13 protein-coding genes are annotated in these 15,686 nt (G+C 58.7%); 3 read left to right on the top strand and 10 right to left on the bottom strand.

What is annotated here, in order from left to right:
• Window positions 1-130: 130 nt before the first annotated feature.
• The 4 genes from PGW49_RS09975 to PGW49_RS09960 form a co-directional block, all read right to left on the bottom strand.
• On the bottom strand, window positions 131-2,206 hold the full coding sequence (locus PGW49_RS09975; RefSeq protein ID WP_128620655.1) for an elongation factor G: 2,076 nt from the start codon (window positions 2,204-2,206) through the stop codon (window positions 131-133).
• Window positions 2,207-2,516: 310 nt separating this feature from the next.
• Window positions 2,517-3,281, bottom strand: a complete 765-nt coding sequence (locus PGW49_RS09970; RefSeq protein WP_270226397.1) for an amino acid ABC transporter ATP-binding protein — start codon at window positions 3,279-3,281, stop codon at window positions 2,517-2,519.
• On the bottom strand, window positions 3,274-3,927 hold the full coding sequence (locus PGW49_RS09965) for an amino acid ABC transporter permease (RefSeq protein ID WP_270226396.1): 654 nt from the start codon (window positions 3,925-3,927) through the stop codon (window positions 3,274-3,276). Before PGW49_RS09965 ends, PGW49_RS09970 begins: the two co-directional genes overlap by 8 nt.
• Window positions 3,927-4,787, bottom strand: coding sequence for a transporter substrate-binding domain-containing protein (locus PGW49_RS09960; protein ID WP_006235605.1), 861 nt, complete (start codon window positions 4,785-4,787; stop codon window positions 3,927-3,929). The genes PGW49_RS09965 and PGW49_RS09960 overlap by 1 nt, the downstream gene beginning before the upstream one ends.
• Window positions 4,788-5,136: 349 nt before the next feature.
• Between PGW49_RS09960 and rlmD the strand changes: the two genes are divergently transcribed.
• Entirely contained in the window at window positions 5,137-6,573 is a 1,437-nt protein-coding gene (gene rlmD, locus PGW49_RS09955; protein WP_270226394.1) for a 23S rRNA (uracil(1939)-C(5))-methyltransferase RlmD, read from the top strand.
• A 65-nt stretch (window positions 6,574-6,638) separates the two neighbouring features.
• On the opposite strand, the gene PGW49_RS09950 is transcribed toward rlmD, so the two are convergent.
• The 5 genes from PGW49_RS09950 to tilS form a co-directional block, all read right to left on the bottom strand.
• Window positions 6,639-7,460, bottom strand: coding sequence for a phosphatase (locus tag PGW49_RS09950; protein ID WP_270226393.1), 822 nt, complete (start codon window positions 7,458-7,460; stop codon window positions 6,639-6,641).
• A 165-nt stretch (window positions 7,461-7,625) separates the two neighbouring features.
• Window positions 7,626-8,810 carry a pyridoxal phosphate-dependent aminotransferase gene (locus tag PGW49_RS09945; RefSeq protein WP_270226392.1) on the bottom strand — a complete coding sequence of 395 codons (1,185 nt, stop codon included), beginning with the start codon at window positions 8,808-8,810 and terminating at the stop codon, window positions 7,626-7,628.
• A gap of 222 nt (window positions 8,811-9,032) precedes the next feature.
• On the bottom strand, window positions 9,033-11,174 hold the full coding sequence (gene ftsH, locus PGW49_RS09940) for an ATP-dependent zinc metalloprotease FtsH (protein WP_138113595.1): 2,142 nt from the start codon (window positions 11,172-11,174) through the stop codon (window positions 9,033-9,035).
• A 1-nt stretch (window position 11,175) separates the two neighbouring features.
• On the bottom strand, window positions 11,176-11,724 hold the full coding sequence (hpt, locus tag PGW49_RS09935) for a hypoxanthine phosphoribosyltransferase (protein WP_006235600.1): 549 nt from the start codon (window positions 11,722-11,724) through the stop codon (window positions 11,176-11,178).
• Window positions 11,725-11,872: 148 nt separating this feature from the next.
• Window positions 11,873-13,411, bottom strand: a complete 1,539-nt coding sequence (tilS, locus tag PGW49_RS09930; protein ID WP_006235599.1) for a tRNA lysidine(34) synthetase TilS — start codon at window positions 13,409-13,411, stop codon at window positions 11,873-11,875.
• Between the two features lie 48 nt (window positions 13,412-13,459).
• Here tilS and PGW49_RS09925 point away from each other — a divergent pair, with 48 nt between their 5' ends.
• Window positions 13,460-14,269 carry an MBL fold metallo-hydrolase gene (locus PGW49_RS09925; protein ID WP_006235598.1) on the top strand — a complete coding sequence of 270 codons (810 nt, stop codon included), beginning with the start codon at window positions 13,460-13,462 and terminating at the stop codon, window positions 14,267-14,269.
• 82 nt (window positions 14,270-14,351) lie between these two features.
• Here the strand turns inward: PGW49_RS09925 and PGW49_RS09920 are convergent, their stop codons facing one another.
• Window positions 14,352-14,783, bottom strand: a complete 432-nt coding sequence (locus PGW49_RS09920; RefSeq protein ID WP_270226391.1) for an Hsp20/alpha crystallin family protein — start codon at window positions 14,781-14,783, stop codon at window positions 14,352-14,354.
• A gap of 277 nt (window positions 14,784-15,060) precedes the next feature.
• Between PGW49_RS09920 and PGW49_RS09915 the strand changes: the two genes are divergently transcribed.
• Entirely contained in the window at window positions 15,061-15,528 is a 468-nt protein-coding gene (locus PGW49_RS09915) for a hypothetical protein (RefSeq protein ID WP_138113597.1), read from the top strand.
• The last annotated feature ends 158 nt before the right edge of the window (window positions 15,529-15,686 follow it).

The following is a 15,686-nucleotide window of genomic DNA, read 5'->3' as shown; positions in this document are numbered from 1 at the left end:
CCCGCGTAGCGGGTGGTTTAAAGCTGGCCGCTGCGCGGCCAGCGGACTAAAGTCTTGAATCAAAAAGAGCCGCCCCGGTTACCCAGGGCGGCCCTTTCGTCAGCACCTACATTGCAGACAAAATCACGCGCTACTTGGCGCGGCCCTCCTCATAGCGCTCGACCAGCTTGGCCTGAACGTCATAAGGCACCTGCTCATAGCCTGCGGGCTTCATGGTAAAGTCACCCGTGCCGCGCGTGATAGAGCGCAGGCGCGTCGAATAATCCGTCAGCTCTGCCAGCGGCGCCTGGGCAATAACCACGGTATCGCCGCGCTCATCGGTCTCCATGCCCGTCACGCGACCGCGCGATGCCGAGATGTCGCCCATCACAGCGCCGGCGTAGCTCTCGGGGATGGTCACCGTAATTTCCTCAATGGGCTCCAGCACCACCGGGTCGGCATCGGCACATGCCTTGCGCAGGCCGATGCGAGCTGCCGCGCGGAACGCCATCTCGTTGGAGTCGACGCTGTGATACGAGCCGTCGTACACAGCCACGCGAATGCCCGTGAGCGGGTAGCCGGCAATGATGCCGTCCTTCATGGTCTCCTGGACACCCTTGTCCACGGCGGGGATCAGCGAGCGCGGAATACGGCCGCCCACGACCTCGTCCACAAACTCATAGCCATCGCTCGTGCCGTCGGGCCCAATGAGCGGCTCCACGCGCAGCCAGCAGTCGCCGTACTGACCGGCGCCGCCGGTCTGCTTCTTATGGCGGCCCTGGGCACTTGCCGTACGGCGAATGGTCTCGCGATACGGAATGCGGATCGGCACGCTCTTGGCCACGACTTTGGTGCGATCCTCCAAACGGTTGAGCAGCACCGAAACCTGCGCCTCACCAACGGCGGAGATAATGGTCTGGCCGGTCTCCTCGTCGCGGTCGATGCTCATGGTCGGATCGGCCTTGCAGGCCTTCTCGATAAACGTGTAGAGCTTCTCTTCGTCGCCGCGATTCTCGGCCTCGATGGCAATGCGGTACTGCGAGTTGGGGAACTTAAACGCCGCGGCCTCGACCTTACCGGTAATCGAGAGCGTGTCGCCCGTCTCGGCAGCCAGCTTGGGCGCCACGATGATGTCGCCGGCATAGGCGTGACCGACCTCGGTCATATCGCGGCCGCACATCACATACAGGTGAGCCAGACGGTCGCCCTTGCGGGTACGCGCGTTGATCAGCTCAAGACCCGGCTCAAGCGTACCCGTCAGCACCTTGATAAAGCTGATGCGACCCTGCTGCGGATCGGCCAGGGTCTTAAACACAAACGCCACCGGACGGTCATCGTCGCTCGAGATTTTGAGCGAATCACCGTCGATGAGCGGCATCTCGCCGTAGTCGGTCGGCGCCGGGAAGTACGTCGCGATGTCGTCCATCAGCGAGTTGACGCCCTGCTCCTTAATGCAATCGCCCGCAAAGACCGGCACAAAGATGCGCTCGGCGATCGCCTTCGACAGCAGGCCCTCAAGCTCCTCCTGCGTCAGCGTCTCCTCGCCTTCCAGGTACTTCATCATCAGCTCATCGTCGGCCTCGGCCACCAACTCGCACAGATGGTCATGGGCCTCCTCGGCCTGGGCACGATACTCCTCGGGAATCTCCGACTCAACGGCTTCGGTGCCGTTGCAATGGCGCGCCTTCATGCGCACCAGGTCGATGATGCCGTCAAAGTCCTCGCCCTCGCCCCAGGGAAGGGTCACGGCGCCCAGGCGCGTGCCAAAGCGCTCTTGCAGCAGGTCCATCGTGGTCGCAAAGCTGGCCTCGGAGCGCGACAGGCGGTTTACGAACACCGCACGCGCCAGACGCAGGTCCTCGGCGGCATACCAGAGCTTAACCGTCGTAGGCTGTGGGCCGGCCTCGGCGTCGACCACAAACAGAGCCGTCTCGCAGACGCTCATCGCGGCAAAGGCGTCGCCGATAAAATCGGGGTAGCACGGGGCATCGAGCACATTGATGCGCGCGCCCTTCCAGTCGATCGGCGCGATGGTCGTCGAGATGGAAAATGCACGCTTGACCTCTTCGGGGTCATAGTCGAGCGTGGGCTTGGTACCGTCGTGGCCGCCCAGGCGGGCGGTCTTGCCGGAAAGGTGGAGCATGGCCTCGGCGAGTGAAGTCTTGCCCACCCCGCCTTGGCCTACGAGCACCACGTTCCTTACATTGCCGGTCTTGGGAGCACCCATGATGACCTCCTTGCAGGGCCGCGCGCAATGCGCGACGCCAACGGGGAGAGTTCGCGGTCGGTGCCATCCCGGGAGCAGCATGGTCGGCAACCGAGCCGACTCACCCTCCAAATGTCCTATGCCACCACCCTACCCTCACGGGCGGCCGTCCATGCATACCTTTCGGCGCACGTATGAATACAGGCGGCGAGAGGAAGAGACAAGCTTGTGAGGCGATTATTGAACCCCGTCGATGCAAACAAAAAGCCGCCACAGACCGTAAGACCTGCGACGGCTTCGCCTCAATTAATAGTTGAGTAAATACCTGAGCCTATCCCTCGATACGGCTCAAGAACTCACGGGTGCGCTGCTCACGCGGATGGTCGATGACCTGCTCGGCAGGGCCCTCCTCGACAATGCGGCCGCCATCCATAAAGACCACGCGGTCGGCAACATCGCGCGCAAACTGCATCGCGTGGGTCACGATTACCATCGTCATATTCTGCGCGGCAAGGTCTTTAATGACACGCAGCACCTCGGCCGTCAGCTCGGGATCGAGTGCCGAGGTCGGCTCGTCAAAGAACAGGATCTCCGGATCGAGCGCCAAGGCGCGGGCGATACTCACACGCTGTTGCTGGCCACCCGAAAGCTCACATGGCACCTTGTTCTCGTTGCCCGTAAGCCCCATCTGCGCAATAAGCTCGCGTGCACGGGCCTCCGCTTGCTCGCGCGGGCGCTTAAGCACGCGGATCGGCGCGTCGATGATGTTTTTCATCACGGTATAGTGCGGGAACAGGTTGTAATTTTGGAACACCAGACCGAATCGCGAGCGCGCCTGCTTGGGCACATCGCCCTTCGCATAGACCGCGCCCGAACCCGCATCCGTCGCAACGGCAAGGTCACCAAACGAGAGCGAGCCTCCGTCGAGTGTCTCGAGCAGCGTGGCACACCGCAGCAGCGTGGACTTGCCGCCACCCGAAGGCCCGATAATCGCCACGACCTCGCCACGCTTCACCTCAAGCGAGATATCCTTGAGCACCTCATTGCCGCCAAACGCCTTACGTGCGTTCGATATATTCATTACCGAATTAATCATGGTAGTAATCCAATTTTTTCTCGGCGGCGCCCAGCAGCATCTCGACCACAAAGTTAAAGATCCAGTAGATCAGCGCCGCGATCGCAAACGGCACCATACTCACCTGCGAGGCGACCAGCGCCTTGGCCGTCGAGAACATCTCACCCACGCCAATGGCAAACGCCAGCGACGTGTCCTTGACCAGCGTGATAATCTCGTTGCCCATCGCCGGCAGAATACGCTTGGCGACCTGCGGCATCACGATATACAGAAACGTCTGCACGCGCGAATAGCCCAGCACCTCGGCGGCCTCGTATTGACCGCGCGGAATGGACTGCAAGCCCGAGCGATAGATCTCGGCAAAGTAACCGGCGTAGTTGATGATGAACGCCACGACGCACGCCGTCCACTTGGAATCGGGCGTGAGCGAAATGCCAAACACGTAGTACGGGGCAAAGTAGATGGCAAACATCTGCAGCATGAGCGGCGTACCGCGCATGACCGAAATGTAGATGCGCGCAATCCAGCGAAGCGGCGCGATTTTGCTCATGCGCATAAACGCCACGGGAATTCCCAGCGGAATCGACCCCAACAGCGTCAGCACAAACAACTGCAAACTGACCAAGAAACCCTGGCCAAGCATCCGCATCATGACCTGAATAGACATTACTTGAGCACCCAATTATCGAAAGACAAACCATAGCTTGAATATTTATCGCAGAGGTCCTTGACCGTGCCGTCCTCGTAGAGCGCCTTGAGCGACTCGGCTACAGCATCGGCCGACTTGGTGTCGCCCTTCTTAAAGCCAACGGCGTAGTGCTCGCTGGACAGCGGCTCATCAAGCTGCGTATAAGCATCGGGCTTGGCGGCAAGCTGATACTGGGCAATCGAAAGGTCGCACGCCACGGCATCGACCGCGCCGCTCTCGAGCTGCATAAAGGCCGTGTTGTACTCGCCGATCGTGTCGAGCGTGGCAAACGTCGCTGCCAGATCCTTCTGGTCACCCTCAAGCACGTCCTGCGCAGCGGAATCAGTCTGGGTAATCACAGTCTTGCCGGCAAGATCGTCCCAGCCCTTGATGCCCGCATCCTTCTTGACCACCAGCACCTGCTCGTTGAGCATGTACGGCTCGGAGAACGTGTAGTCGTCCTCACGGCCCTCCATGGTAAAGCCGTTCCAGATGCAGTTGATGGCGCCCGAGTTAAGCAGCGTGTCCTTGGCATCCCAATCGATGGCCTCGTATTTGACCTCCCAGCCCTGCTTATCGGCAACAGCCTTGGCAAGATCGAGATCAAAGCCGGTGTACTCGCCATCGTCGCCCACAAAGCCGTACGGAGGATAGGACTTATCAAAGCCCACCACGAGCTTCTTGGACTCCGCAGCGCCCTTCACATCCTTGGCCGCGGCAGAGCCAGCAGCGGAGCCCTTGCCGGCACCACCGCCGCAACCGACAAGACCAAGGCCAAGCACCGTGGCGAGCGAGCCGGCTAGACCAACAAACTGACGACGAGACATATCGGTGTTCATGGTATTCCCCCTTGATGGCACTTTAGTTAGGTAAAGTGAGTCATGTAACGTTCAGAATCATACACTCTACCTTGATAAAGTACAAGGGAGGGTTTGCCCGGCGTGGGCGGGGAGCGGCGCGTAATTAAGTTTCCTGCTCTACAGTCCTGCGCAAGACGGAAAGCACATTAAGTGCTTTCCTTTGCGTGCGGAACTCGCGATAAACTTAATTACGCGCCGCTCCCCGCCCACGCCGGGCAAACGTCGTTGGGCTTATCACTGACAGGAAATGGACGCCTGCATATCGTCCGCTAGCTTGGCACGGTACAATGCTTTCAGATTTCAATTTATGCATTAGTGGGGTTAATTCATGGCAGAATCTCGTGCGGAGCGTAAGGCTCGTCGTGCTTTGATCGAGGCGGCTGAGGAGTCGGGGGAGAGAAAATCTTCTAAGAAATCCAAGTCGTCTCTGAATGCGAAGGGTAAGTCGGCTAAGGGCAAGCGTCCCGGCTCTCGTCGGAACGAGGATAAGGCATCTCAGACTCGCTCCAAGCGCTCGCATAAAGATCAGGTTTCGTCTGCGCGTAAGGCTGTGGACCCCAAGTCTCCCTGTTCGATCATGAAAGCTTGCGGTGGGTGTACGGCGCTCAATCGTCCTTATAAGAAGCAGTTGGCAGCCAAGCAGGCCGCCATGGAGGAGCTTTTTGCTACCCTTTGCGAGCGCGAGGGCATTAGCGTCGACCCCATTCGCGGTATGGGCGTCACCCTGGGCGACCCGGGCAAATATCCTGCGCCGCGCGGTTTTCGCCATAAGGCCGCCACTCCCTTTGCTCCCGGTAAGGAGGGTGCTGTCCGTTGCGGTTTCTTTGAGCGCGGCACGCACAAGATCGTTGCCGTACCCGAGTGTCCTGTCGAGGCACCGGGTGCCCGTCAGATTCTCAACGGCATCGCACGCGAAGCTGAGCGGCTGCATATTCCCGCCTTTAATGAGGACAAGCATCTTGGTTTACTTCGCTATGCCGTCGTCCGCTGCGGTTGGCGTACCGACCAGGTCATGGTCACGCTCGTGACCGCTCAGCGCGACTTGCCGCATGCGCAGGAGTTCTTTGAGGCTGTCGCCGCACTCAATCCGCACATCGTCACCGTCGCCCAAAACATCAACGGACGTCCCGGCAACGCCATCCTCGGCGAGGAAACCCGCATTGTATATGGCGCCGAGTGCATGCGCGACCAGCTGCTCGGCTGCGAGTTCGATATCTCCCCCACCGCGTTCTACCAGACCAACCCGCAGCAGACCGAGCTGCTCTATCAGCTCGCGATTGACGGCATGAACCTGCAGCAGGGCGACGTACTCATGGATGCCTATTGCGGTAGTGGAACTATCGGCCTGTGCGCAGCCAAAGCCGCCCAGGACAAGGGCGTCGGTATTATGCTGCTTGGCGTGGAGCGCAACCACGCCGGCATTGCCGACGCACGTCGTAATGCCGAGCTCAACGGCCTCACCCGCAGCGCTTGGTTTATGGCCGACGATGCCACCGATTACATCCTGGATGCCGCCGATAACAACGAGCGGGTCGATGTCCTTTCCATCGATCCGCCGCGCGCCGGCTCTACCCCCGAGTTCCTCGAAGCTGCCTGCGCGCTTAAGCCGCGCCGCATCACCTATATCAGCTGCAACCCCGTGACTCAAGAGCGCGACCTGCATCAGCTCCTCGACGGAGGCTATCGCCTGCTCAAGATCACGCCCGTCGACATGTTCCCTCACACCGACCACACCGAAACCGTAGCGGTCCTCGAACGCCGCTAATCCACCGGCACAAGAAAGGGGGCGACCCGCCTGGGCCGCCCCCTTCGCTTGGTTTATAAACTCCGCTACATCCCATTGCGCAGATCGCACACGCCGGCTGCCGCCATCTCGCGCAGCAGCGTCTCGCGATCGCGCGTCACGATCAGATCCAACGGGAAGTGAATCTCGTCGAGCATCTTGCGAGCGTAATCGAGCTTACCAATTGCCATGCCAATGTGCGCATCGGTCGAAACGCCAATGCCCACGCCCAGCTCGGCGCAGCGCTCGGCGATCTTGCGGCATACGGCCCAATGCTCAGTGTCGACACCGTGTTCAAGACTATGGTTGTTGATCTCAATAATCTTGTGCTTGGCCTTAGCTGCCAACAGCACCTCGTCGATATCGAACGGCACGCCCGAACGTCCCGTGTGGCCCAGCATGAACACCTTGGGGTGCTCCAGGGCATTGATATACATCTCGGTCGTCTGGGCCAGCGTCGCGCCCTCAGCAATCTGCGGATTATGCACGCTTGCAACCAAATAATCCAAATTACGCGTAACCAAATCGAACAGTGAATGCTGACGGCTGTACGAATCGCCGGCGATATCGAGCGTGACAGGAGTGTCCTCGCCAAACAGGCTTCCGTCCAGCGAAACGATATCGGCCTCGGCACCACGCAGCACCAGCACGCCGCTCCAAATGCGCGGCCAGATATCCTGGTTGATAAAGAACTGGTAACTGCGCAGGTCATTGGGGCAAGCCGTAACCATAGAGCTCAAATGGTCGGCAGATCCGAGCACCTGCAGACCACGCTCTGCCGCCCAGTACACATTCTCCTCAATGGTCGAACATGCATGCGCAGAGAACATCGTATGGGTATGAATGTCACAAGAAAGCAGGTAGGGCATCAGGTCTCCTTATCTGGCACGGCCGTCGCTTATATTCATTGTACGCATAGCCTTCGATAGTCGTAAAACCACTCCATCCCAAAGACACAACGTCCATGACAACGGGGTCCGGCTTAACACCAAACCCCGTTTCACGTAAAACATTGTAGGCAGAGCGCTTTACTTTTAACGATACTCGTCCGCCAACTGTTTCCAAGCGGGTAGCGAATTGACAATCGTTTCGTAGCTCACGCAATAGCCCAGGCGGAACCAACCCGGCATACCAAAGCTGTCCGAGGGAACCGCAAGCAACTCATACTTCTTTGCGCGCTCGCAAAACGCATTCGCATCGGGTTCCAACGCTTTCACCCATAGGTAGAACGCGCCATCCGGCTCAACATAGGTGTAGCCATACTCCGCCAGTGCGTCGGTAAGCGCCGTGCGGTTGCGAGCATAGGCCTCAACGTCACTCGGCTCATCGATGCAGTCGATAATTACGCGCTGAAAGAGCGCCGGCGCGCACACGAAGCCCAGCGTACGGGCGGCACCGGCAACGGCGGGCATTAGACGATCTGCCTGAGGATTCGTATTGGGAACAAGGATCCATCCCACGCGCTCACCCGGCAGCGACAGCGACTTGGAATACGAGTAGCACACGATGGTGTGCTCGTAGATCGAGGGCACCCAAGGCACCTCGGCACCGTACACGATCTCGCGGTACGGCTCATCCGAGATGAGCATAATTGGATTCTCGGAATCGCGCTGAGCGTTGGCCTCGCGCAGAACATTGGCCAGTCGCGTCAGCGTATTGCGTGTATATACGGCACCAGTCGGATTGTTGGGCGAGTCGATGATGACGGCCGCCGTCTTATCGCTGATCGCCTTGAGCACGTTGTCCACGCTCAGCTGGAACGTATCTTCATCGGCGAGCGCCTCAACACACGTACAGCCGGCCTTCTCAATCCAAACGCGATACTCCGGAAAGTACGGGGCGATAACAATAACCTCGTCGCCCGGGTTCGTAACGGCGTTGAGCGTGCAGGTGAGCGAAGCCGCGGCACCCACCGTCATAAAGACGTCCTTACCCTCATAGTTCGTTCCAAAGCGGCGGTTGAGCGATTCGGCGACGGCTGCTCGACATTGCGGCAGGCCCGGTGCGGGCGTGTAGCCGTGCAACTGGTCACTCGGCAGCTCCAGAGCCTTCTTAATCGACTCAGCCACAGCAGCGGGCGCCGGAACGCTCGGATTGCCCAGCGAAAAATCGAATACGTTTTCCGCACCGATCTGCGCCTTGCGCTCAAGGCCATAGCTAAAAATCTCGCGGATGATGGAGCTTTCCGCACCGCGAGCATACATCGTTTCGTTGATCATCTGTTCCCCTTTCGCATAGGCGCTATTGTACGCTTTAGCCGAGCAAAGTGCCGCAGCAATGTTGATTGGGGACAGACTTAAATGCGTGAAAATGTTGATTGGGGACAGACTTAAATGCGTGAAAACGCTCATTTAAGTCTGTCCCCAATCAACAGACGGCCCCATATCGCTCAAAAGAAAAAGCCTCCGCAGGTTTCCCCGCGGAGGCTTTCGCCACAAAGACTATTTGTCGGTGTCGGCATCGGCATCGGCATCGACGACGGCATGGTCATCGTCAGCATCATCGGATGCGGCTTCGGCATCCTCCTGCATGGCCGCCTGCGCAAAGGCCGCGGCATCAGCCGCCAGCTCCTCCTCGCTCATACGAGGCGCGCGCTTCTTGGTCGGCATGCCGGCCGCCTTGGCATTGCGCTCCTCCTTGGCCGCCAGGATATCGTCCTCGCGCTCAAGGTAGGCATTCCACTCGTTGTCGAGCAGGGCGTTCACGGCGTCGCCTTCGACGGTCTCGCGCTCAAGCAGCACCTTCGCCATCAGATCGAGCTGATCGCGACGGGCATCCAAAATCTCGACCGCACGACGATGGGCCTCACGCATAATGCGCTGGACCTCGATGTCGATGCGGCGCGCCGTCTCCTCGGAGTAATCCTGGTGATCGGCGTAGTCGCGGCCCAGGAATACCTGATGCTGCGCCTCACCAAACACTTGCGTGCCCAGCTCCTCGCTCATGCCCAGACGTGTAACCATCTCGCGCGCCATCTTGGTCGCGCGCTCCAGATCGTTGCTCGCGCCCGACGTGATGTCGTCGCACATGAGTTCCTCGGCAACGCGACCGCCCAAGAACACGGCAAGCTCGTCGAGCATCTCGTTCTTGGTCTTGAGGAAGTGGTCCTCCTGCGGAAGCTGCAGCGTGTAGCCCAGCGCCTGGCCGCGGCTGACGATCGAGATCTTGTGAACCGGATCGGAGTGCTCCAGGATGTGACCCACCAGGGCATGGCCGCTCTCGTGGTAGGCGATCGTGGTGCGCTCGGCCTCGGTCATCACGCGACCCTTGCGCTGCGGACCGGCAATCACGCGCTCCATCGATTCCTCGACCTCGTCCATCGAGATCACGGAACGATGGCGGCGGGCAGCCAGCAGCGCAGACTCGTTGAGCAGATTTGCCAGATCGGCGCCGGTGAAGCCAACGGTCATCTGGGCGAGCTTCTCAAACTTCACGTCCTCGTCCATCGGCTTGTTCTCGGCATGCACGCGCAAGATCTGCTCGCGGCCCTTCACATCCGGACGGTCAACCGTAACCTGACGGTCAAAACGACCGGGGCGCAGCAACGCCGGATCCAGGATGTCAGGACGGTTGGTTGCAGCGATCAGGATGACCGACTCGCTCTCCTCAAAACCGTCCATCTCGACCAGCAGCTGGTTGAGCGTCTGCTCGCGCTCGTCGTGACCGCCGCCCAAGCCAGCTCCGCGCTGACGTCCCACAGCATCGATCTCATCGATGAAGATGATCGACGGAGCCTGGGACTTGGCCTCCTTAAAGAGGTCACGCACGCGGCTGGCGCCGACACCCACGAACATCTCGACAAAGTCGGAACCCGAGATGCTAAAGAACGGCACGCCCGCCTCGCCGGCTACAGCCTTGGCCAGCAGCGTTTTACCGGTGCCCGGAGGGCCCACCAGCAACACGCCGCGCGGAATCTTGGCGCCCAGCTTGCGATAGCGGTCCGGATCGCTCAAAAAGTCACGGATCTCCTCGAGTTCCTCGACTGCCTCGTCCACGCCGGCAACGTCTTCAAACTTGACCTTGGGGCGCGTGGCCTCGTTGGTCTTGGCGTTGGTCTTGCCAAACTGCATGTTCCTGTTGTTGGCGCCCATCATCTGGCGCATAAAGTAGAACATGATGGCGATAAGGGCGATCGTCGGAAGCACACTCATCGCCAAGTCGCCCCAAAAATCGGGATCGTTGGTGTTGACGATGTACTTGGTATCGGGGTGCTCCGCCATGAGCTCGGCAAGCGAATCGGAGCCGACATAGGTCGAGGAGAAGCTCTTGAGCTCGCTCGTATCGCCCTTGTCCTTCTTCGTCTTCCAGTAATGACCCGTCACGCTTCCGTCTTGAACCGTATAGGTCAGATCTTCGACGCGATCCTGCTTGATGGCGCTCACCATCTCGCTCGTCGCGAGCTTAACGGTATTGCTGGAATTGGCAAAGCCGGAGCCCATGTTAAAGAAGGCGTAGCCCAGAAGCGCGCAAGCCAAAATAAAATACAGCCAGCCCGTACGCGTGGGCTTCTTGCCTCCGGGCATCCCCGGGATCTTAGGCTCCCGGGGAGTCTGGGAATTGTTATCGTTATGGTCGTCGGGCATCTTACGAATAAACCTCCGGTTTCAAAATGCCCAGATACGGAAGGTTACGATAGCGCTCGGCATAGTCGAGGCCGTAGCCCACCACAAAGGCATCGGGGCAATGGGTTCCAACATACTTGGGCGTGATGGCCGAGGTGCGGTCCTCAACGTCCTTCCACAGGAAGGCAGCGACCTCCAGCGAAGCGGGCTTGCGGCTCTCGAGGTTCTTCATCAGGTACTTGAGGGTCAGGCCCGAGTCCAGAATGTCCTCGACGATCAGCACGTCGCGACCACGGATGTCGATATCCAGATCCTTAATGATACGCACGATGCCCGAAGACTTCACACCGTCGCCATAGCTCGAAACAGCCATGAAATCGATGTTGGTCGGTAGCTCAATCTTGCGCATCAGGTCGCCCATAAAGACAACGGCACCGCGCAGAACCGCGATCAGCACCAGATCCTTACCCGCGTAGTCGCGAGTGATCTCCTCGCCCAGGCGAGAAACGATGCCGTCGATATCCTCCTGCGTAAACAGAACCTTCTCGATATCCGGATGTTGAGAAGCCATGACAACCCTTTCTTGTGCTTAATCGCCCACACACCGCCGTATGGACGCGAACTACACATTTTAGCAGCGCACGGGGTATATTTTCCAGCCCGCGCACCATCAGCGCGGGAATACCGTCAACGCCGCACAGAACAGCTGGTGCGAGGGGCTAATCCGCGTCAACCACGCGAAGCAGATAAGCCACACGCGTCGCCGCCGTGCATTTAAAACGTTCGTCCGCGCGAACTCCGGCGACCCACACCACGGCACCTCCCGGCGCCGTCCTCACCACGGGCACGCCGGCGCGCTCGGAAACGGGAATGCGAGCCTCGCCTAGCAAGTCGGATACCTTCTTGCTTCGGCCACTCATTCCTAACGGGCACATCACGTCTCCCGGTGCGGGACCGTCCACCCACAGGCGCGCCAATCGCGCCTCTGCAGGGATCTCGCCACGTGAGCCCGCCAGGATCCGCTCACTATCGCTGTCGGCAAAACCCAGGGCAGCCGCGTCTACCAAAGCTGTCACTTCCCCGGCAGCCGCAAGCTCACGGGCGCGGCGCACGATATCGCATCCCGGCTCAACGGCCATCGGCTCTGCGACCAGCATGCGCCCCCCGCCCAACGGCAAACGACCGGGTATGGTAATCCAGTCCGCAACCAGCCCCTCACGAGCCGCCGGCGCCTTAAACGCTAGCATGCCAAACTCGACGCGCGCGTCAATTCCCGCCGGAAGCGTGACCGAGCCTGTGCCTTCGGCAACGCAGGAAAGGACTCGCTCCACATGTCGCATCTCTGGACGAGCGCCCGGATCGATGCGTTTGATCGCCAGTCGCACGATGCGCCGCGCGATTACCACCTCGGCCGCAGCAAGGCGTCTGGCATCGAGCACTAGCGCGCCCGCCGCCTCCTTGCGCAGGCAGCTTCGAAACGCCTGTGCCGACAGCTGGGATAGAAACGCATCTTCGTCACCCAAGATCTCACAGGCGGCGCCAATCGTCTTGCACACGCTCGCATTACGCTGTGCCACCACTGGCATTACCCGATGGCGCACGTAGTTTCGCAGATACGAGATATCCTCATTGCTCTCGTCTTCACGCCACGGCTGACCATGTACCTGTAGATAGCCCACGAGCTCGCCATGAGTTAGGTCGAGCAAGGGACGCACCACGATATTCCTCCGGCGAGGAATGCTCGATAGACCAGCGGGCCCCGAACCCTTAATCGCGTTCATCAAAAACGTTTCCGCGCGATCCGAAGACGTGTGCGCGGTGCAGATACGAGCCGCCGTTCGCGGTGCCCCCGTCTGGGCGCAGAGTTCGCGAACATACCTCCGCGCCGCGGCATAGCGCACCTCGCGGGCCGCGGCCTCAATATTGCCCGACTCCCCATCAAAATAAGCGTGCTCCACACACAGCGGTAAACCATATTGCGCGCAGAGCTCACGCACAAAGGCCTCGTCGCCATCGGACGCCTTGCCGCGCAGATGATGGTTTACATGCAGCACATGCAGGCGCTCGCGAGCAATGGGGGCAACACCGCGTCCGTCTTGGATATCCAGCTTTGATGTGCACGCCATAAGAAGCAGTGCCGTCGAGTCCGCGCCGCCTGATACCATGAGCACGACAGGAGCTGCCTGCTGCCTCGTCCGGGTCTCATCGACTGCCCCAGGCACGGCATGGTGTCCGTAATGCTGTGATACCGTTGGCATTCGCTTCCTCCTTTATTCGTCCGCACCCATTGTATCCTTTGGAATCTTATGTCTTGCCTGCACCTTCATATCCTCGGCAGTGGCTCTAAAGGCAACTGCGCACTCATCGAGGGCCCGCAGGGGCTCATTATGGTCGATGACGGACTGTCTCGCCGCGAGACATTAAAGCGCATGGCAGAACTGGGGCTCTCGGCAGACAACGTCTCGGCTCTTCTCATTACTCATGAGCATAGCGATCACATCAAGGGCCTCGATGTCTGGTGCAAGCACTGGCACGGCCCCCTCTTTGCCAGCAGGGGCACTCTTTCGAGCAAAGAAAATCTTTCGCATCTGCCTGTCGAGGAATTCGATCCCGGTGACACCCTATCCATTGCCGGCATCCACGTGCAAACCTACTCAACGTCACACGATGTCATCAATCCAGTCGGCTATCGATTCGACACCCTCGATGATTCCATCGGTTTTGCCACCGACACCGGAGAGCTATCGAGCCAAGCCATGAACACCCTCGAAGATTGTCGAGTCCTCGCACTCGAAAGCAACCACGATGTGACCATGCTGCGCGAGGGAGAATATCCCCGCTTTCTTCAGGAGCGCATCCTGTCTGCAAGGGGACACCTCTCCAATGGCCAAGCCGCCGAAGCCGCGCGCGAACTTGTTACCGAACGCACCGAACAGCTCATTGCCATGCATATCAGCCAAGATAACAATCGTCCGAGCCTTACCGTCAAAAGCTATGCCAAAGCTCTGACCGCAACCCTGGATGACGAGGTCGGCAGCTCCGCAACCCTTCTCCAAGGATCGCGAAAACTCTCGATACGCCCCGCAAGCCAGCATCGGCCAGTAACCATTCAATAGACTGTCCTAGACAGCAAAAGGGGCCGAGAATCGCTTCCCAGCCCCTTTTGCTGTCTTTTAATAGCGCAGAACACCAACGAAGTTAGTCGATGGAGATCTTCGTAACGTTCTTCTTCTCGACGATCTTGGGGACCGTAACGATCAGGATGCCGTCAGCGTACTTAGCCGAGAGGCCCTCGCTCGAAGCGTCCTTTAGATACACGCCACGCGTCGCGCTGTACGAGCTGAACTCCTTCTGCAGGAAGTTCTTGCCCTCGTTCTCCTCGTCTTCCTCGACATTCACGCTAATGGACAGACGACCCTCGTTAAGCTCGACATCGATATCGTCCTTGGCGACGCCGGTCAGATAAGCCTTGACCTCATAGCCGTCGCCCTTATCCTCAACGTCAACGGGAAACGCCTTGGAAGCAATCGAGTTGTTTGCAAGGTCAGTCATATCATCAAACAGATCGAACAGCGAGCTAGCAGAAGGACGAACGCCAAAAACCGAACGATAAGGAACCATGCTTGCCATGTTTACCACTCCTTTTAAGGACTGCCGAGTCATCTTCTAGGTGACTGGGACTTCTTTTGACGCTCTTATATATGCCCACCCAGTGCTCATATATACATCGACTATAAAGTTTTTTGAGTCTAGTACTATAAGCATATCTAAGTGTGTTTGACTCAGGTTTTAATAAGGTTAAGGTTCTTTGAACCAGAGCTTAAATAACAAGTATGTTCACAGCTACAAATAGCAAGGGGCTTACAATGAGCGCGTACACGTTGTTGGTAACGAGCTAAAGGGCATCATGGACGACCAAAACCAGAACAAAATGTTTATGCCGACGCAGGGGGAAGATACTTCCACGCAGCCGCCGCGGTTCCATCGCCCCCACATCTCGCAAGAGCCCATTAATGATCCGGAGCCCGAGTATGTGACGAGAAATCGATATCAAACGCTCGAGGATGCCCAAACGGGACGTAAACATATGGGCGTCGCCTCGGGAGACCCTGTATATCTGAAAGACGCACCATTATCTAAAAACAGCGCAGCTAGTGATGAGCCGATGAAAGCATCCGCCACTCATCGACAAAGAGGTCCTCGACCAAAGCAAACCTTGACGCATTCGGCTCGCTATCTCGAAACGCCAAAACAGGGAAAATCAATCTTCGTTTCGACAAGTAAACGACGCAAGCAGCATCGACTGACAATCCTGCTTTTGATCATTGCGGTCATAGCAGTTGCCCTTGTTATTCGATTTATCTTCTTTAAATAAAGGCTCAATACCAAAAACGATAAGATCGTCTGGTGTAATAGAGTCATTTACGCCCCGTAAACGCAAAAAAGGGGGAGGCCGCGTGGCCTCCCCCTTCTAAGTTCAAGCGTACGGCTCGGTGCCGTCCACCGGTCAGCGGCGCCCTGGCCTCCCACGGG

This window comes from Collinsella aerofaciens (assembly GCF_027679495.1).
Taxonomy (GTDB): Bacteria; Actinomycetota; Coriobacteriia; order Coriobacteriales; family Coriobacteriaceae; genus Collinsella; species Collinsella aerofaciens_AK.
The sequence above is the reverse complement of the archived record's forward strand: the minus strand, read 5'-3'. Positions and strand labels throughout refer to the sequence as shown.